Genomic DNA, 19,896 nt, shown 5'->3' with positions numbered 1-19,896 from the left:
CGTCACTCCTCTGTCGCGATGAACACGTTCTTGACGTCGGTGAAGGAGTGCAGCGCGTCCGGGCCCAGCTCACGGCCGAGCCCGGAACGCTTCATCCCGCCGAACGGGGTCCAGTAGCGCACCGAGGAGTGCGAGTTGACGCTGAGGTTGCCCGCCTCGACGGCGCGGGCCAGGCGGAGGGCCCGACCCACGTCCCGGGTCCAGATCGAGCCGGAGAGGCCGTACTCGGTGTCGTTGGCGAGCCGGACCGCGTCGGCCTCGTCGTCGAACGGCAGCACCGAGACCACCGGGCCGAAGATCTCCTCCCGCCAGTGCCGGTCGGCCGGCGATTCGGCCAGCAGCACGGTGGGCGCGTGCCAGAACCCGGGGCCGTCGGGGCAGGAGCCGGCGAAGGCGACGTCTGCGCCGGTCAGGTAGCCGGCGACCCGGTCGCGCTGGGCCGCGGAGATCAGCGGGCCCATCTCGGCGGTGTCCCGGGACGGGTCCTCCACCCGCACCGCGCGTACCGCTGGTTCGAGCAGCGCGAGGAAGCGGTCGTACACCGGGCGTTGGACCAGGATCCGCGACCGTGCGCAGCAGTCCTGGCCGGCGTTGTCGAAGACCGCGCCCGGCGCGGTCGCGGCGGCGCGCTCCAGGTCGGCGTCGGCGAACACGATGTTCGCGCTCTTGCCGCCCAACTCCAGGGTGAGTCGCTTCACCTGCGCCGCGCAGCCGGCCATGATCCGGGTGCCGACCTCGGTGGAGCCGGTGAAGCAGATCTTGCGGACCGCCGGGTGGCTGACGAACCGCTCCCCCACCACCGCACCCTCGCCCGGTACGACGGTGAACACGTCGTCGGGCAGGCCCGCCTCACGGGCCAGCTCGGCCAGCCGCAGCGCGGTCAGCGGGGTCAACTCGGCGGGTTTGAGCACCACGGTGTTGCCGGCGGCGAGAGCCGGGACGAACCCCCAGGCGGCGATCGGCATCGGGAAGTTCCAGGGAACGATCACGCCGACCACGCCGAGCGGCTCGTGGAAGGTGACGTCCAGCCCGCCCGGCACCGGGATCTGCCGCCCGGTCAACCGCTCGGGCGCCCCGGCGTAGTAGTCCAGGACGTCCCGTACGTTGCCGGCCTCCCACCGGGCGTTGCCGATGGTGTGGCCGGAGTTGCGGACCTCCAGCGCGGCCAGCTCGTCCAGGTGCGCGTCGATCACGGCGGCGAACCGTCGCAGCAGGCGCGCCCGGTCCCCGGGAGCCACCCTGCGCCAGGCCTCGAACGCGGTGGCGGCCCGCGAGATCGCCCCGTCCACCTCCGCCACCGAGGCCCCGGCCACGTCCCGAAACCCCACCCCGGTGGCCGGATCCACAACCAGAGTCACACCCCCACCCGCCCCTCATTGCCGATCATGGACTTGTGGTGCCCCACCAAAGCCGCAATCTGCCGCACTCCCGGCACCACAAGTCCATGATCGACGCGGCCGGGGGCGGGGCGGGGCGCGGGGGCGGGGGCGGGGTGGGGTGCGTTACAGGCGTTCGAAGCCACGGGTCAGCTCCCAGTCCGTCACGGCCGCGTCGAAGGCCGCCAGCTCCACCCTCGCCTGGTTGGCGTAGTGGGCCACCACCTCGTCGCCGAACGCCTCGCGGGCAACCGTGGAGCCCTCCCAGAGGGCCAGGGCGTCGCGCAGCGTGCCGGGGACCCGCTCGGCCTCCGGGTCGTCGTACGCGTTGCCGGTGCACTCGTCGCCCAGCTCCAGCTCACGGTCGATGCCGTGCAGCGCGCCGGCGACCAGCCCGGCGATGGCCAGGTACGGGTTGACGTCGGCGCCGGGCACCCGGTTCTCCACCCGCATACCCTGCCCGTGCCCGACCACCCGCAGCGCGCACGTGCGGTTGTCCACTCCCCAGCGCAGCGCCGTCGGGGCGAACGACCCGGGCTGGTAGCGCTTGTAGGAGTTGATGTTCGGGGCGAAGAGCAGGCTGAACTCCCGCATGGTTGCCAGCAGCCCGGCGAGCACCCGCTGCCCGGTCGGTGACAGGTGCGCCGGCCCGTCGCCGAGCATCGCCGAGCCACCGCTGCTGTCCCGCAGCGAGAAGTGGATGTGGCAGGAGTTGCCCTCCCGCTCGTTCGGCTTGGCCATGAAGGTGATCGACATGCCCTCCTGGGCGGCGATCTCCTTGGCGCCGTTCTTGTAGATCACGTGGTGGTCGGCGCAGGCGACCGCCTCGTCGTAGCGGAAGGCGATCTCGTGCTGGCCGAGGTTGCACTCGCCCTTGGCGCTCTCCGGGGTGAGCCCGGCAGCGGCCATCTCGGTGCGGATCCGGCGCAGCAGCGGCTCCACCCGGGCGGTGCCGAGCAGGGAGTAGTCGACGTTGTACTGGTTGGCCGGGGTGAGATCGCGGTAGCCGCGCTGCCAGGCGTCCTCGTACGAGTCGCGGAACAGCACGAACTCCAGCTCGGTGCCCGCGTACGCGGTCAGCCCGTGCTCGGCCAGCCGGTCGAGCTGCCGGCGCAGGATCTGCCGGGGCGAGGCGACCACGTCGCCCGAACCGTCGAGCCAGGTCAGGTCGGCCAGCAGCATCGCGGAGCCGGGTTGCCAGGGCGTGCGGCGCAACGTGCCGAAGTCCGGCACCATCGCGAAGTCGCCGTAGCCGCGCTCCCAGCTCGACATCGCGTACCCGTCGACGGTGTTCATGTCGACGTCCACGGCGAGCAGGTAGTTGCAGCCCTCGCTGCCGTTGGCCACCACCTGGTCGAGGAAGAAGGGCGCGTGGAACCGCTTGCCCTGCAGGCGGCCCTGCATGTCGACCAGGGCCAGCACCACGGTGTCGATCTCGCCGGCCTCGACCGCGACCCGCAACTCTTCCAGCGTCAACGGCGTTCTGCTCATGAGCGGGCCTCCATCACCAAGGTCTACTGGCAAACCGGATCACCGTCAATGCCCCCGGCGTGGTCGGCGGCAAACCACGCGAGGAGTTGTCATGCGTCTTCGAGCAGTCCTGGCCGTCGTCACTCTCGCCATCGCGCTCGGCACGGCGGTGAGCGCCGAGGCGGGCGTTCGTCCGCGGGACGGGTCGGTCGCCGCCGTGGGCGTCGGCGGGTTCGACCTCGCCCAGCCGGAGGTCGTCGCGACCGGGCTCGAAGCGCCCTGGGGGCTCGGCTTCCTGCCCGACGGCAGCGCCCTGGTGGCCCAGCGCGACCAGGGCACCGTGCTGCGGGTCCGACCCGGCCAGCCGACGGTGCAGGTCGCCCGGATCGCGGGAGTCGTCGGCGGCGGCGAGGGGGGCCTGCTCGGCCTGGCCGTCTCGCCCCGGTACCGCCTGGACCGGTGGGTCTACGTCTGCTTCACGACCGCGTCCGACATCCGGGTCGCGCGGTTCCGGCTGAACGCGCCGCAACGCCAGCAGGTGATCTTCAGTGGCCCCGTGCGGGCCTCCATCCACAACGGCGGGCGGATCGCCTTCGGCCCCGACGGGATGCTCTACGTCGGCGTCGGTGACGCCGGTGTCCCCGCCAACGCGCAGAACCTGGCCAGCCGCAACGGCAAGATCCTGCGGATCCGGCCGAACGGTGGTGTCCCGGCGGGCAACCCGTTCCCCGGCTCGCCGGTGTTCAGCTACGGCCACCGCAACGTGCAGGGTCTGGCCTGGGACGCGCAGGGCCGCCTGTTCGCCACGGAGTTCGGCCAGGCCACCTGGGACGAGGTGAACCGCATCGTCCCGGGCGGCAACTACGGCTGGCCGGTCGTGGAGGGCCCGAGCACCGATCCCCGGTTCCGTGCCCCGGTGGTCGTCTGGCCCCCGGTGCAGGCGTCGCCGAGTGGTGCTGCCTTCGCCGGCGGCACCCTGTTCGTCGCCGCGCTGCGCGGGGCCCGGCTGTGGGCCGTCCCGATCAGCCCCGCCGGGACGGTCGGCACACCGTCCGCCGAGCTGGTGGGCGCCTACGGCCGGCTCCGTACCGTCGAGGTGGCCCCGGACGGCTCTCTCTGGGTGGCCACCAGCAACCGCGACGGCAACGGCACGCCGAGGCCGCAGGACGACCGCATCCTCCGGTTCACGACCGGCGAGCGGCAGCCGCCGCCCGCCGGTCGTGTCGGAGTCCGGTCCGCGCAGCCCTGACCCCGCGCCGGGCCCGGCGCGGGTCAATCGGCGCCGTCGACCGCCGCCGGCTCTGACCTGGCGGCCGGCTCCTCGACGGTACGGACTGGTCCGGTGAACCAGGTGCGGGCCGAGGCGTACCACCAGACGGCGACCACCAGCAGCACCCCGCCGACGGCGAGTGGCGCGTAGTTGACGGCCGACCAGGTGAACCCGTCGTTGCCGGGCACCCCGGCGGGCACGATCGGCAGCACGAAGTAGACCGCGATCACGGCGATCTCGATCACCGCGATCCAGCCGAGCAGCTTGTACTTGCGGCCGAGCGTCCACGGCCCCGGCACGAACCGGTCGCCCATCCGCAGCCGCAGGGCGATCGGGATGAGGAAGGACAGGTAGAGCCCGAGCACCGCCACCGAGACCACCGCGTAGAAGGCGACCGGGATGCCGGCCGAGCTCTCGTAGAGCGCCGGCAGGGTCAGCACCAGGCCGGCCAGGGTGGCGCCGATGATCGCGTTGACCGGGGTGCCGTTGCGGTCGACCTTCGACCAGAGCCGCCACCCGGGTACCGCCCGGTCCCGGCTGAACGCGTAGGCCATGCGGCTCATCGAGGTCACGCAACTCATCCCGCAGAAGAACTGGCCGATGGTGGAGATGATGATGACGATCTTGAAGAAGACCGGCGTCAACGCCGACTCGAAGATGGCTCCGGAGAACCCACCCGCGGCGTTGACCGCCTCGACGTCGGTGGCCGCGAAGAGGAACGCCAGCAGCAGGATCCAGCCGCCGACCGCGGAATAGAAGATCGACTGCCAGAGCCCCCGCGCGGCGGCCTGCGAGGCGCCCCGGGTCTCCTCCGAGACGTGCGCGCAGGCGTCGAAGCCGGTGATCGTGTACTGGGTGAGCAGGAAACCCAGGGGCAGCACGTAGAACCAGAACGTCAACCCCCCGATGTCGCCGTCACCGAACCCGGAGTTGTTGAACCGCTCGGTGAACACGAACTGGAAGCTCTGGTGGTTGTCCGGCACGAAGACCAGGATGGCCACCACGACGGCCGCGCCGGCCACGTGCCACCAGACCGAGACATTCTGGAGTACGTCGATGATCCGGTGCCCGAAGATGTTGATCAGCCCGTGCAGCACCAGGATGATCACGAAGAGGAAGAACGCCTGGCGCAGCGTCCCGGCCCAGCCGTCGAAGAGCGCCGACAGGGTGAGGTTGAGGAACGTGGCGCAGCCGTAGTCGACCGACGCGGTGACCGCCACCAGACCGATGAGGTTCAGCCAGCCGGTGAACCAGCCGTGCACGGGGCGACCCATGGTGGCCGCCCACCAGTAGATCCCACCCGCGGTCGGGTACGCCGACACCAGCTCCGCCATGCAGAAACCGATGATCAGGATGAACAGGGAGATCAGCGGCCAGCCCCAGGAGATGGCGACCGGTCCACCGTTGTTCCACGCCTGCCCGAAGGTGGTGAAACAGCCGGCCAGGATCGAGATGATCGAGAACGAGATGGCGAAGTTGGAGAAGCCGCTCCACTTGCGGCGCAGCTCCTGTTTGTAGCCGAGTTCGGCGAGCCGTCGGGCGTCGTCGTCCATCGGTTGCTCGGCGGTCGGCACGGGGGTCGTTGCCACTGCACACCTCCCTGAGGTGGTTCCGCGTGCGAGTGGGCAAAGTGTGATCCCGGGCGATCAAGACGGTCAATACATACCCGCCGGGAATGTCACCGCCGGCGGCTAATTGTGTTGCCGCTGCGGCCACGCCGGCCGCATCCTTGAGCCTGTGACCTGGCCCGACAGCAGGGCTCACCCCCGGGCGCTCGGACCGCCCGGACCGCGGCGGCGCGGGGCACAACCTCTCTCTCAGCGCGGCGATCCGCCGTGCCCGACAAGTGCCCCGCGCCCCCGAACCCCGGCACGACGAGCCCTCACGCTCAGGCGGGCAGGTCGACCAGCAGGCCCGGACGGGCCACGCCGACCCAACCGGTGTACGCCCGCCGGGCCGCGGCGACCGCCGCGTCGGGCGCGGTGCCCGGCCACAGGTGAGTCAGCAGGACCGCTCTGGTCCCTGCCGCAGTGGCATAGCGACCCACCTCGGTTGCGCTCGACAAGAATCCGACGTTTCGCTCCGGAATCTCGTCGACGTATGTCGCGTCGGCGATCAGCAGGTCGGCGTCACGGGCCAACTCGACCAACGCCGGGCTCGGCCCGGTGTCCCCGGTGTAGGCCAGCACCGTCCCGTCGGCGGAGAAACGCGCCCCGGCGTTCGGCACCCAGTGCGGCAGGGACCAGGTCCGCACCGTGAACGGGCCGACGTCGAAGGTGTCACCGGGCGCGAACGCGTGCAGTTCGTACGCCGTGTCGACCAGCCCGGACTCGTCGATCGCGAGCAACGGGTCGAGGCTGCCGCCAGGCGCGTACACCGGCAGGGCCGGCGCGGGACGGTCGGGCAACACCCGTGCCCGCAGCAGCGGCTGCAGGTCGGCGCAGTGGTCGGGATGGCCGTGGCTGACGTACACCGCGTCGACCGCCGAGGCGGGCAGCCGGGCCAGCAGCGGTTGCAGGGTCGCGTAGCCAGGATCGATCAACAGCCGAAAGCCCTGGTGCTCGACCAGAAAGCCCGAACACGCCTGCTCGGCGGTGGGCCAGCCACCAAGACCGCCAAGCACCACGACGCGCATGGCCTCGACCCTAGCCGCCGCGGCGCCGCCGGCCCGCCCCGAACTCGTCCGAACGAGGGCAGCGGGTCACGTCAGGAGGAGGCCGGTCACCCAGAGGGCCGCCACCACAAAGGCGGCCAGGAACTCGACCAGCATCGACAGACCGGCTGCCTTGAGCGCCTGCACGGTGGACGGCCAGGCGAGCTGGTTGCTGCCGAGCCGCAGCCGCTCCGCCGCCCACACCCCGGCGACGAAGCCGAGCACCAGCCCCACGACCGGCACCACGAAGAAACCGACGATGCCGAGCACCCCGCCGGCGAGCAGTGTGGACGTCGGCACACCGGTGCGCTTCAGGTTCCGGCCGGGCCACGCGTACTTGATCACGGCGCCGCCCGCCGCGACCACCGTGGCAGCGGCGAACACGGCCCAGCCACCCATGCCCGCACCGCCGAAGACCGCCCACACGAGCACACCACCCCAGCACAGCGGCAACGCCGGCAGGCCGGGCACCACGACGCCGGCCAACCCGGCCAGGATGGCCAGCCCGGCCACCACCGTCACCACGGTCTGCGAGTCCGTCAGGCTCACGTCGCCACCCTCCATCGTCGCCATCGGTGCCGACCGAACCGTAGTGGTCCCCCGCTCACGCCGTCACCCCGCCACGGAGCCGAGCGGTGATCGCGTCGGCCGGGGCCGGGGCACCGAAGAATCGTCCCTGCCCGGTGTCACAGCGCAGCGCCCGCAACCGCTCCGCCTGCACCCCGGTCTCCACCGCCTCGGCGGTCACCCACAGCTCCAACGCGTGCGCCAACCGGACCAACGCGTCGACGATCCGTTCGTCGCGGTGGTCGGCGGCGACGTCGGTCCCGTCGGCGCGGATGCCCTCGACGAAAGGGCCGGCGAGCTTCAGGCAGTGGATCGGCAGCCGCCGCAGGTACGCCAGGTTGGAGTACCCGGTGCCGAAGTCGTCCACCGCCAGCCGGACACCGAGCGCGGCGAGCCGGTACAGGCTGCGCAGAGGCTCGTCGGCGCTGCCCATCACCGCGCTCTCGGTCAGCTCCAGTTGGAGCAGATCCGCGGGCAGCCCGCTGGTGTGCAGTGCGTCGGCCACGGTCTCCACGATCGCCGGGTCGTCGGCCTGTCGCCCGGCCAGGTTGACGCTGACCACCAGCCTGGCCTCGGGGAACTCCCGCCACCACCGCTCGGCGTCGTGACAGGCCTGCCGCAGCACCCACTCACCGAGTCGGATGATCAGGCCGGTCTCCTCGGCCAGGCCGATGAACCGGTCCGGCCCGATCAGGCCCAGCTCCGGGTGCTCCCACCGGACCAGCGCCTCCACCGCGAGCATCCTGCCCTCCAGCAGCGACACGATCGGCTGGTAGTGCAGGACGAACTCGCCCCGTTCCAGTGCGGCCGGCAGCCCGGCCACCAGCGCCGACCGTGCGATGTCCCGGGCACTGCGCTCCGGGTCGTAGACCGCCCACCGGCCCCGGCCCGCCGCCTTCGCCCAGTACAGCGTGGTGTCCGCGGCCTTCATCAGCTCGGACGGGGTGGTCTCCGCGGCCGGGCACTGCACGATGCCCACACTGGCCGAGACAGCCAACTGGTGGTCACCGACGTGCACCGGGGACGCGACGGCCTCCAGTGCGGCCTCCGCGACGGCGATCGCGTCGTCGATGTCGTCCCCTCCGTCGACGAGGATCACGAACTCGTCGCCGCCCATCCGGGCGACCAGGTGGCCGCGGTCGGCCACGCACGCGGCCAGCCTCCGGCCGATCATCACCAGCAGCCGGTCACCGAGGTCGTGACCGAGGCTGTCGTTGATCGCCTTGAAGCCGTCCAGGTCGAGGAAGCAGACCCCGACCCGCCGCCCCGTGCCCGCGCCGTCGAGGACCCGACCCAGCGTCTCGAAGAACAACGTGCGGTTGGGCAGCCCGGTCAGCGGGTCGTGCAGGGCCTGGAAGCGCAGCCGCTGCTGGAGCTCGTACCGCTGGGTGATGTCCTCGATCATCGCGACGGTGAACCGGGGGCGGCCGTCGTCGTGCCGGATCAGTGAGACGGCCAGATCCGTCCAGACCACGCTGCCGTCCTTGCGGTGGTAGCGCTTCTCCACCCGGGCCGCGTCGTGTTTGCCCTCGATCAGCTCCTGGTACAGCTCCCACATCCCGGCGGCGTCGTCGGCGTGGAACAGTGCCGCCACGTTGGTCTCGCACAACTCCTCGATCGAGTAGCCGAGCATGTCGGCGAAGGCCTGGTTGACGTCGATGATCCGACCGTCCACGCCCGCGATGCCGATCCCGATCGCGGCGCCGGTGAAGACGGCCCGGAACCGTGCCTCGCTGTCGCGCAGCGCCTGCTCGACCTCGTCGCGCGCCTGCCAGGCAGACCGGGCGATCCGCTCCTGCTGACTGAAGGTGCGGTCGCGAAGCGCGCGGGCGAACCCGGCGGCCAACGCGCCCTGCATCGCCGCCACCCGGTCGGTGAGGTCCACCGGCCGGTCGACGGCACCCAGCACCCGGTCGGCGAAATCCGCACCGAGGGCGTGCAGCGTCCAGTCCAGGGCCTGCGGCTCGGTCAGGTGCGCCTCCACCAGCGCCCACCCGACCTCCTCGGCGGTGCGGGCGGTGAACGGCTCCGCCCGCACCGCCTGCGCCAGCCGGATCGTGTGCACCAGCAGCAGCCGCTCGGTCTCGGCCGCGCTGAGCGGCACGAACCCGAGGCGGCGTACCGCACGGGCCCAGTCGGCGGCGTACCCCTGCGCATCGGCCCGGCCGGCGTCGACCCCGGCGGGGTCCCGGCCGGCGTCGACCCCGGCGGGGTCCCGGCCGGCATCGACCCCGGCGGGGTCCGGGACGGCGGCCACGGGATCAGCCGGCGCGCTGGTCGTACCGGGCGACGCCCCCGAAGGCGCCGAACCGCTCCGGGTGCTCGTCCACGTCGGACGGTGAGTCGGGACGCCAGAGCGGCATGTGCACCACGCCCGGTTCGAGGACCGTCCAGTCCCCGAAGAAACCGGTGACCTGTGCGCGGGAACGCAGGGTGATCTCGGTGTCCGTCCGCGCGGAGAGGCGCTGGGCGTCCAGCATCTCCTGCGGCTGGTCCTCGAAGGTGGAGTGCGAGACGACCAGGAAGCTGCCCGGCGCGGCGGCGGCCCGCAGGGTGGCCAGGATCTCCTCCGGCCGGTCGCCGTCGGGGATGAAGTGCACCACCCCGGCCAGCAGGATGCCCATCGGCCGGCTGAAGTCGATCAGCCCGAGCTGCCGGGTCTCGGCGAGGATCCGCTCCGGCTCACGCAGGTCCGCGTGGATCACCCCGGTCAGCTCGTTGCCGGCCAGCAGCTCCCGGCTGTGCGCGACCGCCACCGGGTCGATGTCGACATACACCACCCGGGCCTTGGGGTTGACCCCCTGGGCCACCTCGTGCACGTTGCCCACGGTGGGAATTCCGGAGCCGATGTCGAGAAACTGGTCGATGCCGGCGTCGAGCAGCACCCGGACGGCCCGGCGCAGGAAGTCCCGGCCGGAGCGCATGGTGGCGGCGAGATTCGGGGTCATGCTGGCGATCTGTTCGGCCAACTGCCGGTCGATCTCGAAGTTGTGCGCCCCGCCCAGGAAGTAGTCGTACACCCGGGCCGCGCTGGGCCTGGTCAGATCGATCTCGGTCGGCAGTCCGTCCGGCATCAGCGTGCTCCCCAGTTCATCGCCGCGGCGCGGGACAGCACCGGCGTCGGGGCGCGCAGCGGGCACGCGTGGGCACCGGTCGACCCGCGGGTCGTGTGGTGTGGACCACTCTAGGCGGCTGACTCCAGCAACAGCGAGATCCCTTGACCGACACCGATGCACATGGTGGCCAGAGCCCGGCGACCACCGCGACGGCGCAACTCCAGGGCGGCGGTCAGCGCCAGCCGCGCGCCGCTGGCGCCGAGCGGGTGCCCCAGCGCGATGGCGCCGCCGTTCGGGTTGACGTGCTCGGCGTCCACGGGCAGCCCCAGCTCGCGCAACACCGCCACGGACTGCGCGGCGAACGCCTCGTTCAGCTCCACCACGTCCACCGCGCCCAGCCCGACGCCGACCCGGTCGAGCAGCTTGCGGGTGGCCGGCACCGGGCCGATCCCCATGATCCGGGGCGGTACGCCGGCTGCCGCCGCCCCACCGATCCGGGCCAGTGGAGTGAGGCCGTACCGGTGCACCGCCGCCTCGCTGGCGACCAGCAGGGCCACCGCCCCGTCGTTGACGCCCGAGGAGTTGCCGGCGGTCACCGTGCCGCCGTCGCGGAACGGGGTTGGCAGCGAGGCCAACTTCTCCAGCGTGGTCTCCCGGGGGTGCTCGTCGACCTCGACCAGCCGGGTCTCCCGACGGCCGGCCGGCACGGACACCGCCACGATCTCCTCGGCGAACCGGCCCTCGGCCTGCGCCCTGGCCGCGCGCTGCTGCGAGCGGTACGCGAAGGCGTCCTGCTCGGCGCGGCTGACGCCGTACTCGGCGGCCACGTTCTCCGCCGTCTCCGGCATCGAGTCGACGCCCCACCCGTCGCGCATCAGCGGGTTCACCAACCGCCAGCCCAGGGTGGTGTCGTGCACCTCGGCCGAGCGGGAGTACGCCGACGTGGCCTTCGGCATGACGAAGGGGGCCCGGCTCATGCTCTCCACCCCGCCGGCGACCACCAGCTCCGCGTCCCCGGCGACGATGGACCGGGCGGCGGTGGCCAGGGCGTCCAGGCCCGAGCCGCAGAGCCGGTTGACGGTGCTGCCCGGCACCTCCTGCGGCAGGCCGGCCAGCAGCGCCGCCATCCGGGCCACGTTGCGGTTGTCCTCGCCGGCCTGGTTGGCGCAGCCGAGCACGACGTCGTCCACCCGCGCCCAGTCCACCGACGGGTGGCGGGCGACCAACTCGCGGATCACGTGCGCGGCCAGGTCGTCGGGGCGGACGCCGGCCAGCGCGCCGGCGTACCGGCCGATCGGGGTGCGGACACCGGCCACCAGGTATGCCACGGTCATCGCGAGTCCTTCGGGGGTGCAGACGGCGGGGGTGGGGCACACCCACCGGGTCGCGGGGGCTGCCGGCCGCCAGGATATCCGCGTCGGCAGCGGATAGGTTGACGGCATGGCCCGGGCCCAGTTCAGCGCAGAGACCAGCGGCGGCGGCGCGTTCGTCCGTCAGCCCAACCGGTTCACCGGTCGGGTGACCGCCGACTCGACCTCCCCGCCCGGTGGCGGGCCCGACGAGCAGGACCGTTGGCCGTTGGAGGCCGGCCGGTACCGGCTGATCTGGTGCCGTGCCTGCCCGTGGGCGCACCGGGCGAGGATCGTGCGGGGCCTGCTCGGGCTGGACGACGCGATCTCGCTGGGCACCGTCGACCCGATCCGCGACGAACGGGGCTGGGCGTTCGCCCTCGACCCGGACGGCTTCGACCCGGTCCTCGGCGTGAGCTTCCTCTCCGAGGCGTACCTGGCCACCGACCCGGACTACACCGGCCGGGTGACCGTGCCGGCGCTGGTCGACACCCTGACCGGCCGGGTCGTCACCAACGACTACCCGCAGCTCACCCTCGACCTCTCCACCGAGTGGCGGTCGCTGCACCGTGCGGGGGCGCCGGACCTGTATCCGGTCGCGCTGCGCCCCGAGATGGACGCGCTGATGGCCGAGATCCACACCGACGTCAACAACGGCGTCTACCGGTGCGGGTTCGCCACCTCCCAGGAGGCGTACGACGAGGCGTTCCGGGCACTCTTCGCCCGGCTGGACACGCTGTCCGAGCGACTGGCCGGGCAGCGCTACCTGATGGGTGACGCGATCACCGAGGCCGATGTCCGGCTGTTCACCACGCTGGTCCGCTTCGACGCCGCCTACCACGGCCACTTCAAGTGCAACCGGCAGAAGCTGACCGAGATGCCGGTGCTCTGGGCGTACGCCCGGGACCTGTTCCAGACCCCGGGCTTCGGCGAGACGGTGGACTTCGACCACATCAAGCGGCACTACTACGGCACCCACCGGGAGATCAACCCGAGCGGGATCGTGCCGCTCGGGCCTGACGACTCCGGGTGGAGCACGCCGCACGGGCGTGGCTGAGCCGGGTCGGCCCGGCACCACGACCGCGCCGAGGGCCTACGCCGACGTCGCCCGCCGCGTCGCCGGGTCCGCCGCGGCCGGCTGCGCGCTGGCCGGTGCGGTCGCGGTGACCGCCGCCGTCATCGCCGGTCCCGGTCCAGGGCTCACCGGGTACGTCAGCGAGGCGGGCATCGCCGGCAGCGGTCACGCCACGACGTACCGGATCGGGATCCTCGCCCTGGCTGCCGCTCTGCTGCTGGTCGGCGCGGCGCTGCCTCCCGGGGTGTGGGCGGCACCGGCCCTGCTCGCCACCGGCGCCGTCTTCACCGCCGTGTCCGGGGCGGTGACCTGCTCCGCCGGCTGCCCACTGCCACCGTTCGAGCGGGCGACGGCGGCGGATCTGGTGCACGGTGGCACGAGCATCGCGGCGACCGCCTCGGTGGTCCTCGCCATGGTCACGCTCGCGGTGTCCGGGCCGGCGGGCCCGGTGCTCCGTCGGCTGGCCGGCATGGCCGCCGTGGTGGCCCTGCCGCTCTGCGCAACGGTGGGGCTGGCGATGCTCGTCCTCGGCCGGGGTCCGGTGGTGGGCGTGCTGGAGCGGCTGGTCCTCGCTGTCGCGGTGCTGTGGGGCGTCGCGACCGGGACCATCCTCGCCCTGGCCCGCCGGTAGGGCGACGCGCGACGGGATGTAAGGAGCCTCACGCCGATCACCCCTTCCTTTGCGCGGGAATCGGCGTAACGTCGGCGAGCGATGACCAATGTCTGGGGCCTCACCGAGCGCCTGTACGTCGATCTCCGACTGCAGGCCAGCGGCGTCTGTCCGGCGTAGCCGCACCACCTACGCCCACCCGCTCGGAACCAGACAATTGGACAACGTCTCATGCCTTTCGGCCTGCGCAAGATTCCCTTCTCCGTGCAGATCCTGCTCGGCCTCGTGCTCGGCGTCGCGCTGGGCTTCCTGGCCCGCGCCAACGACCTGAGCTGGCTGACCAGCACCCTGCACACCGTCGGCAGCCTCTTCATCCAGCTGCTCAAGCTGGCCGTGCCTCCGCTGGTCTTCACCGCCATCGTGGTCAGCGTGGTCAGCCTGCGCGGCGTCGCCAACGCCGCCCGGCTCGCCGTCAAGACCCTGATGTGGTTCGGCATCACCGCCCTGATCGCGGTGAGCATCGGCATCGGCCTCGGCCTGCTCACCAACCCGGGCAGGGGCGTGACCCTCGACCTGGGTGGTGCGGCCCCGCCGAAGAACACCGGCTCGTGGACCGACTTCCTCACCGGCATCGTGCCCACCAACCCGGTCGGCGCGTTCGTCGAGGGCAACGTCCTGCAGATCGTCTTCCTCGCCGTCGTCGTGGGTGCCGCGGCCCTGCTGGTCGGCGACGCCGCCGAACCGTTCGTGGCGCTGAACCGGTCCCTGCTGGAGATCGTGCAGAAGGCGCTCTGGTGGGTCATCCGCCTCGCCCCGATCGGCACCCTCGGCCTGATCGGCAACGCCGTCGCCTCGTACGGCTGGGACCTGCTGGCCCCCCTCGCGAAGTTCACCACCGCCGTCTACGTCGGCTGCGCCATCGTGCTGTTCGTGGTCTACCCGCTGGTGCTGATCCTCGCTGGGCGCCTCAACCCGCTGCGGTTCTTCGCCGGCGCCTGGCCGGCGATCCAGCTGGCCTTCGTGTCCCGCTCCTCGGTCGGCACCATGCCGGTGACCCAGCGCTCCGTCGAGCGGCTCGGCGTGCCCCGCGAGTACGCCTCGTTCGCGGTGCCGTTCGGCGCCACCACGAAGATGGACGGTTGCGCCGCCATCTACCCGGCGCTCGCCGCGATCTTCGTGGCCCAGGTGTTCGGTGTGCAGCTCGGCGTGACCGACTACCTGCTGATCGCCTTCGTCTCGGTGGTCGGCTCGGCGGCCACCGCCGGCCTGACCGGCGCGATCGTCATGCTCACCCTGACCCTCAGCACGCTGGGTCTGCCGCTGGCCGGCGCCGGCCTGCTGCTGGCCATCGACCCGATCCTGGACATGATCCGCACCGCCACGAACGTGGCCGGCCAGGCACTCGTGCCGACCGTGGTCGCCGCCCGCGAGGGCACCCTCGACCGGGCCGCGTACGAGTCCGCCGGTCGGCGGGACCTGACCGACCCGGAGCCGGTCGCCGACCCCCGGCCGGCCCGACAGGACGAGCTGAGCCCCGTACCCGCCTGATCCAGTTGGCACCGACGGCGACGGGCCCCTCCCCGGAGGGGCCCGTCGCCGTCTTCGAGAGGATGACCCCATGAGTTCCCTGTTCGCCCCCCTGGCCCTGCGCGCGGTGACCCTGCCCAACCGGATCGCCATGGCGCCCATGTGCCAGTACTCGGCCGGCCCCGACGGTCTGCCCACCGACTGGCACCTGATCCACCTCGGCAGTCGCGCGGTCGGCGGCGCCGGCCTGATCCTGACCGAGGCGACCGCCGTGCTCCCCGAGGGCCGGATCAGCCCGCAGGACACCGGGCTGTGGTCCGGCGCGCACGTCGACGCCTGGCGACCGGTGACCGCGTTCGTCGCCGCCCACGGCGCCGTGCCGGCCGTGCAGCTCGCGCACGCCGGGTTCAAGGCCTCCACCTACCGGCCGTGGGCTCCGGAACGCGGCGGCGTGCCCGACACCGAGGGTGGCTGGACGCCCGTCGCGCCCGGCTCGGAGCCGTTCACCGCCGGCTACCGGACGCCGACCAGCCTCGACGAGGCCGGCATCGCCGGCGTGGTCCAGGCGTTCGCGGCAGCCGCCGAGCGTGCGCTGGACGCCGGCTTCGCCGCCGTGGAGATCCACGCCGCGCACGGTTACCTGCTCAACGAGTTCCTCTCGCCGCTGACCAACCACCGCACCGACTCCTACGGCGGCGACCGGGCCGCCCGGATGCGACTCACCCTGGAGGTGGCCCGCGCGGTGCGCGCCGCCGTCGGTGAGGACGTGCCGGTGCTGACCCGGATCTCCGCCACCGACTGGGTCGAGGGCGGTTGGACGATCGAGGACAGCGTGGTGCTCGCCGGCGAGTTGGCCGGCGTCGGCGTCGACCTGGTCGACGCGTCCTCCGGTGGCGTCAGCACCCACCAGCGCATCCCGCTCGGCCCCGGCTACCAGGTGCCGCTGGCCGCCCAGATCCGCCGCGACGCCGGTGTGCCGACCGGCGCCGTGGGCCTGATCGTCGAGCCCGAGCACGCCGAACAGATCGTCGCCAGCGGCGAGGCCGACCTGGTGCTGCTGGGCCGGGAGCTGCTGCGCGACCCGTACTGGCCGCGCCGGGCCGCCGCCAAGCTCGGCGTCGCGTACTCCGGCCCCGCCCAGTACGCACGCGCGGCCTGATCGTCCGGTCGGGCGGCTGCCGCCGTGCGCAGCCGCCCGACGGTCGCCCCGCTCTCAGCCGGCCAGGTGTGACCAGCGACCCTCCAGGTTCTGCCAGGTGCCCTGCGCCGCCACCCGCCCGCCGAGCAGCACCACCACGTGGTCGGCCCGGACCAGCGCGGCGCGCTTGGCGGTGGACCCGACCACGGTCACCCCGTGGTCGCGCAACGCCTGCCACAGCGCCAGCTCGGTGGTGACGTCCAGCGCCGACGACACGTCGTCGGCGACCAGCAGTTCGGTACGCGGAGCCAGCGCGCGGGCCAACGCCAACCGCTGCAACTGCCCGCCGGAGAGCCGGGTGCCCTTGTGCCCGATGAGCAGACCCAGCCCACCGCCGGCGGCGGCCAGGTCGTGGTCGAGCTGGGCGGTGCTGACCGCCCCGGCCGCGTCCACCTGGTGCCCGAGCGCGATGTTGTCGGCCACGGTGCCGGACAGCACCCGAGGCAACTGCCCGACGTAACCGACCTGGTTGGGGCGCAGGAACAGCTCCGGCTCGGTGACCGGGTCGCCGTTCCAGGCCAGCTCACCGGTGTGGTGCACGATCCCGGCGAGCGCCCGCAGCAACGACGACTTGCCCGACCCCACCGGCCCGACGACCAGCACCAACTGCCCACGCTGCACGGTCAGGTCCACGTCCCGGACGGCCACCGTACCGTCGGAGTGCACCACCCCGAAGCCGCGCAGCTCCAGGCGGCGCAGCGGATGCCGGGGTGGTGGCGTCGGCGCGGGCGCCGTCCCGGCGGCCAGGTCGACGGCCGAAACCCCCGCGGAGTACGCGCTCACTCCGGTCATCGCCGCCGTGCGCCGGGTCCAGACCCGCGCCGAGGGCAGCTGGGAGATCAACGAGGCGGTGGTCCAGGCGAACCAACGCGCCGCGCCCAGCGTGGAGACGGCCACCAGCACCGCCCCGGCGGAGAGCGACCCGTTCAGGTAGAGCGCCCACGCACCGATCGGCAACAGCCCACTGGCCACCGACGGCGTGGAACGCGCCCACACCTGCACCGAGATCTCCCTCCGCTGCCGGTCGCTGCGCAGCACGTCCAGGCCGGCCAGGTGACGCAGCACCGCAGTGGTCGCGCCGGCGAGCTTCACCGTCCGCGCCGCGGAGAGCGCGGAGACCAGCGCCGTCGCGAAGGCGGCCCGCGCCGCCACCGTCGCCCGGGCCGCACGTTCGAGTTTCGGCCCGAACAGCGTCGCGGCCAGCCCGGACACCACCATCGTGCCGAGGAAGAACAGCCCCGGTACGACGCTGCCGGTGACCGCCGTCATGGCGACCACCAGGACCAGCGCGACGGCCTGGTCCAGCACGTTGTCGGCGAGCTGGACCACCCGCTCGGTGTCGCCGCCCTGCGCCACGACCTCGGCCGGGGTGTGCGAGCTGACCCGGCGCGGCCCGGTCTGGCCGTGCACCAGCCGCAGGCCGATCCGCAGCATCTGCCGCACCCACCACTGGGGGAACCAGACGTGGGTGTAGTACGGCAGCGGCAGAGTGACCAGCAGCCCGGCCACGATCCCGATCGCCGGCAGGTAGGGGTTGCCGGTGCCGTCCACCAGGTCGGCCCAGAGCCAGGGCAGCACCGGGCCGTCCAGCCCCAGCAGGCTGAGCCCGAGGAACAACCCGATCGCGGCCAACCCGTACCGGGGATCGTTGGTGCAGAGTCGGAAGATCTCGCGCAGCGTCCGGGCCGGCGGCACGGGCGGCAGCGGTGGCGGGTCGGCCCGCGTCGGCCCGGCCTTCTCGACCTGCTCGGCGTGCGTGGTGGGCCCGGCGCGCCCGGCGTGCCCGGCGTGCCCGGCGTGCTCGACCTGCCCAACGCGCGCGGCGTGCGCGGTGGGCTCGGCGTGCGCGGTGGGCTCGGGGTGCCCGGCGTGCGCGGTGGGCTCGGCGTGCGCGGTGGGCTCGCTCGGCCAGGCGTCGGCCGGGTCGGGACCGACCAGCAGGTCGGTGCCGACGCCAGCGCGGCCGGACGGTGTGACCGCGGCGTACGCGGCGGCGTGACTGGTCGCCAGCAGCTCGGCGAAGCGCGTCGACGTCTCCAGCGGGCCGGCCTCGACCACCGCGCCGTCGGCCAGCACGACCACCTCGTCACAGCGGCGCACCGAGGAGAGTCGGTGCGCGATGACGATGCCGATCCGGTCGCGCAGCAGCCGTTCGGTGGCCCGCTGCACCCGAGCCTCGGTGACGGGATCCAGACGCGCGGTGGCCTCGTCGAGGATCACCACGTGCGGGTCACGGACCAGGATCCGGGCGAACGCCACCAGCTGTTCCTGGCCGGCGGAGAGCACGTGCCCGCCCTCCCCCAGCCGGGTCGCCAACCCGTCCGGCAACTCGGCGATCCAGGCGGCGAGGCCCAGCTCGTTCAGTGCCTGGGCCGCGGCGTCGAGCAGCTCCGGGTCGTAGAGCGCGACGTTCTCCGCGAGGGTGCCGGCCACGATCTCGGTACGCTGCGGCACCAGCGCCACCCAGCGGCGCAACTGCTCGACGTCGAGGTCACACAGGTCGGTGCCGCCCAGAAAGACTGTGCCCGGCGGCACGTCGACCGCCCTGGTGAGCACCTTCGCGAGTGTCGACTTGCCCGAGCCGGTCCGCCCGATCAGCGCGTACGAGCGCCCGCGGGCGAAGGTGAGGCTGAGCCCGCGCAGCGCGGCCCCGCGGCCGCCCTCCGGGCCACTCACCTGGTAGCCGAAGGTCAGGTCGCGGATGCGCAGGTCACCCTCGGTCGGGCTGGCGCCACCCACGGGCTCCTGCCGCGACCTGTGCAGCAACTGCACCCGGGCCCACGCGCCGAGAGCCTCCTGGATCTCCGGCACCATCCGGCTGACGTGCTCCGCGGTGGCCCCGAAGGCCAGGGCGAGCAGCCAGATGGCGGTGAGCCGGGCGGCGTCGATCCGGTCGGTGGTCAACGCCCAGGCCCCTCCGAGCACCACCGCGCCGATGCCGGCCCGGATCGTCGCGGTGGCGGCCGTGGCCACCCGGGCGGACAACACCCAGACCAGGCCGCCCCGGGACAGCACGGCGGCGGCCCGCCGGGCGTACAACCGCAGCACGTACGGGCGGGCCAGGCTGGTCCGTACGTCGTCCTGGCCGTGCACCGCCTCCTCCATCACGGCGGCCAGGTCGGACCACGCCTCCTCCTCGGCCATCCGGGCCGGGGCGATCCGTGCCGTGGGCCGTCGCAGACTGACAGCGAGCACCACCGTGAGCAGGAGCATCGCGACACCGGCCGGCCACCACACGACCAACGCCACCACCATCGACAACAGGCCGACGCAGAGACCCTGGGCGAGCCGGGTGCCCTGGTTACGGATCGCCGACGCCACCTGGTAGACATCCCCGTCGATGCGGTCGAGCAACTCCCCCACCGGGGTGGTCTCCAGGGTCGGCAGATCCTGCCCGAAAGCGACCCGGCAGAGCCGGCGGCGTACGTCGGCGGACCAGTCGGCGGTCAGACCGGCCATCAGCAGGCTCACCACGAGGTCGCTGAGCACCACGGCGACCAGCGCCCCGGCCAGCACGGCGAAGAAGCCAGCCGAGCGATGCACCAGCACCGCGCCGGCCAGCGCCGAGGCGCCCGCCTGACCGGCAGCGCCGAGCACGATCAGGACGGCCACGACCGTCATACGACGTGCCGAGGTGCCCCACAGATCACGGAGCAGGCGCATGGAAAGTCCTCCGGACGTGGGGTGGCGGAGACTTCAGCCTGCCGGCGTCCGCGCCTAGATTCAACCGAATTTCCGGCCCTGA

At 72.8% G+C, this 19,896-nt stretch carries 14 protein-coding genes; 5 read left to right on the top strand and 9 right to left on the bottom strand.

What is annotated here, in order from left to right:
• Positions 1-2 precede the first annotated feature (2 nt).
• Together LADH09A_RS15485 and LADH09A_RS15480 are read right to left on the bottom strand one after the other, a co-directional pair.
• Positions 3-1,358, bottom strand: a complete 1,356-nt coding sequence (locus tag LADH09A_RS15485) for an aldehyde dehydrogenase family protein (protein WP_238645864.1) — start codon at positions 1,356-1,358, stop codon at positions 3-5.
• A 144-nt stretch (positions 1,359-1,502) separates the two neighbouring features.
• Positions 1,503-2,867, bottom strand: a complete 1,365-nt coding sequence (locus LADH09A_RS15480; protein ID WP_238645863.1) for a glutamine synthetase family protein — start codon at positions 2,865-2,867, stop codon at positions 1,503-1,505.
• 91 nt (positions 2,868-2,958) lie between these two features.
• Between LADH09A_RS15480 and LADH09A_RS15475 the strand changes: the two genes are divergently transcribed.
• The gene (locus LADH09A_RS15475) at positions 2,959-4,095 is read left to right on the top strand and encodes a PQQ-dependent sugar dehydrogenase (protein ID WP_238645862.1); all 1,137 of its coding nucleotides are present in this window, start codon (positions 2,959-2,961) and stop codon (positions 4,093-4,095) included.
• 23 nt (positions 4,096-4,118) lie between these two features.
• Here LADH09A_RS15475 and LADH09A_RS15470 read toward each other — a convergent pair whose 3' ends face one another.
• The 6 genes from LADH09A_RS15470 to pcaF all read right to left on the bottom strand — a co-directional run bounded on the left by LADH09A_RS15470 (position 4,119) and on the right by pcaF (position 11,726).
• Positions 4,119-5,705, bottom strand: coding sequence for an amino acid permease (locus tag LADH09A_RS15470; protein ID WP_238645861.1), 1,587 nt, complete (start codon positions 5,703-5,705; stop codon positions 4,119-4,121).
• Between the two features lie 299 nt (positions 5,706-6,004).
• Positions 6,005-6,751: an MBL fold metallo-hydrolase gene (locus LADH09A_RS15465; protein WP_238645860.1), complete on the bottom strand. Its 747-nt coding sequence runs from the start codon at positions 6,749-6,751 to the stop codon at positions 6,005-6,007.
• Between the two features lie 66 nt (positions 6,752-6,817).
• The gene (locus LADH09A_RS15460; protein WP_238645859.1) at positions 6,818-7,318 is read right to left on the bottom strand and encodes a DUF456 domain-containing protein; all 501 of its coding nucleotides are present in this window, start codon (positions 7,316-7,318) and stop codon (positions 6,818-6,820) included.
• Positions 7,319-7,373: 55 nt separating this feature from the next.
• Positions 7,374-9,593 (bottom strand): putative bifunctional diguanylate cyclase/phosphodiesterase, encoded by a 2,220-nt coding sequence (locus LADH09A_RS15455; RefSeq protein ID WP_238645858.1) that lies wholly within the window; start codon positions 9,591-9,593, stop codon positions 7,374-7,376.
• Between the two features lie 4 nt (positions 9,594-9,597).
• Positions 9,598-10,410, bottom strand: a complete 813-nt coding sequence (locus tag LADH09A_RS15450) for an SAM-dependent methyltransferase (protein WP_238645857.1) — start codon at positions 10,408-10,410, stop codon at positions 9,598-9,600.
• A gap of 110 nt (positions 10,411-10,520) precedes the next feature.
• Positions 10,521-11,726 carry a 3-oxoadipyl-CoA thiolase gene (gene pcaF, locus LADH09A_RS15445; RefSeq protein WP_238645856.1) on the bottom strand — a complete coding sequence of 402 codons (1,206 nt, stop codon included), beginning with the start codon at positions 11,724-11,726 and terminating at the stop codon, positions 10,521-10,523.
• 106 nt (positions 11,727-11,832) lie between these two features.
• On the opposite strand from pcaF, the gene LADH09A_RS15440 reads away from it, so the two are divergent.
• The 4 genes from LADH09A_RS15440 (at position 11,833) to LADH09A_RS15425 (ending at position 16,112) form a co-directional block, all read left to right on the top strand.
• Positions 11,833-12,798, top strand: coding sequence for a glutathione S-transferase family protein (locus tag LADH09A_RS15440; RefSeq protein WP_238645855.1), 966 nt, complete (start codon positions 11,833-11,835; stop codon positions 12,796-12,798).
• Entirely contained in the window at positions 12,791-13,447 is a 657-nt protein-coding gene (locus tag LADH09A_RS15435) for a DUF998 domain-containing protein (RefSeq protein ID WP_238645854.1), read from the top strand. The genes LADH09A_RS15440 and LADH09A_RS15435 overlap by 8 nt, the downstream gene beginning before the upstream one ends.
• 222 nt (positions 13,448-13,669) lie before the next feature.
• Positions 13,670-14,974 (top strand): dicarboxylate/amino acid:cation symporter, encoded by a 1,305-nt coding sequence (locus LADH09A_RS15430; protein ID WP_238645899.1) that lies wholly within the window; start codon positions 13,670-13,672, stop codon positions 14,972-14,974.
• A gap of 70 nt (positions 14,975-15,044) precedes the next feature.
• A complete protein-coding gene (locus LADH09A_RS15425; protein WP_238645852.1) occupies positions 15,045-16,112 on the top strand; it encodes an NADH:flavin oxidoreductase/NADH oxidase in 1,068 nt (355 codons plus the stop codon).
• 54 nt (positions 16,113-16,166) lie between these two features.
• Here the strand turns inward: LADH09A_RS15425 and LADH09A_RS15420 are convergent, their stop codons facing one another.
• Positions 16,167-19,814 carry an ABC transporter ATP-binding protein gene (locus tag LADH09A_RS15420; protein ID WP_238645850.1) on the bottom strand — a complete coding sequence of 1,216 codons (3,648 nt, stop codon included), beginning with the start codon at positions 19,812-19,814 and terminating at the stop codon, positions 16,167-16,169.
• Positions 19,815-19,896 lie beyond the last annotated feature (82 nt).

Origin of the sequence: Micromonospora cabrerizensis (assembly GCF_022230955.1) — a bacterium.
Lineage (GTDB): Bacteria > Actinomycetota > Actinomycetes > Mycobacteriales > Micromonosporaceae > Micromonospora > Micromonospora cabrerizensis.
This window is presented reverse-complemented; position numbering and strand designations above follow the sequence as displayed.

Bases quoted from the DNA above. Each gene is read 5' to 3' on its own strand.
- LADH09A_RS15465 (WP_238645860.1), bottom strand. From the start codon at position 6,751: ATGCGCGTCGTGGTGCTTGGCGGTCTTGGTGGCTGGCCCACCGCCGAG.
- LADH09A_RS15440 (WP_238645855.1), top strand. From the start codon at position 11,833: ATGGCCCGGGCCCAGTTCAGCGCAGAGACCAGCGGCGGCGGCGCGTTC.
- LADH09A_RS15425 (WP_238645852.1), top strand. From the start codon at position 15,045: ATGAGTTCCCTGTTCGCCCCCCTGGCCCTGCGCGCGGTGACCCTGCCC.
- pcaF (WP_238645856.1), bottom strand. From the start codon at position 11,726: ATGACCGTGGCATACCTGGTGGCCGGTGTCCGCACCCCGATCGGCCGG.
- LADH09A_RS15480 (WP_238645863.1), bottom strand. From the start codon at position 2,867: ATGAGCAGAACGCCGTTGACGCTGGAAGAGTTGCGGGTCGCGGTCGAG.
- LADH09A_RS15475 (WP_238645862.1), top strand. From the start codon at position 2,959: ATGCGTCTTCGAGCAGTCCTGGCCGTCGTCACTCTCGCCATCGCGCTC.
- LADH09A_RS15450 (WP_238645857.1), bottom strand. From the start codon at position 10,410: ATGCCGGACGGACTGCCGACCGAGATCGATCTGACCAGGCCCAGCGCG.
- LADH09A_RS15420 (WP_238645850.1), bottom strand. From the start codon at position 19,814: ATGCGCCTGCTCCGTGATCTGTGGGGCACCTCGGCACGTCGTATGACG.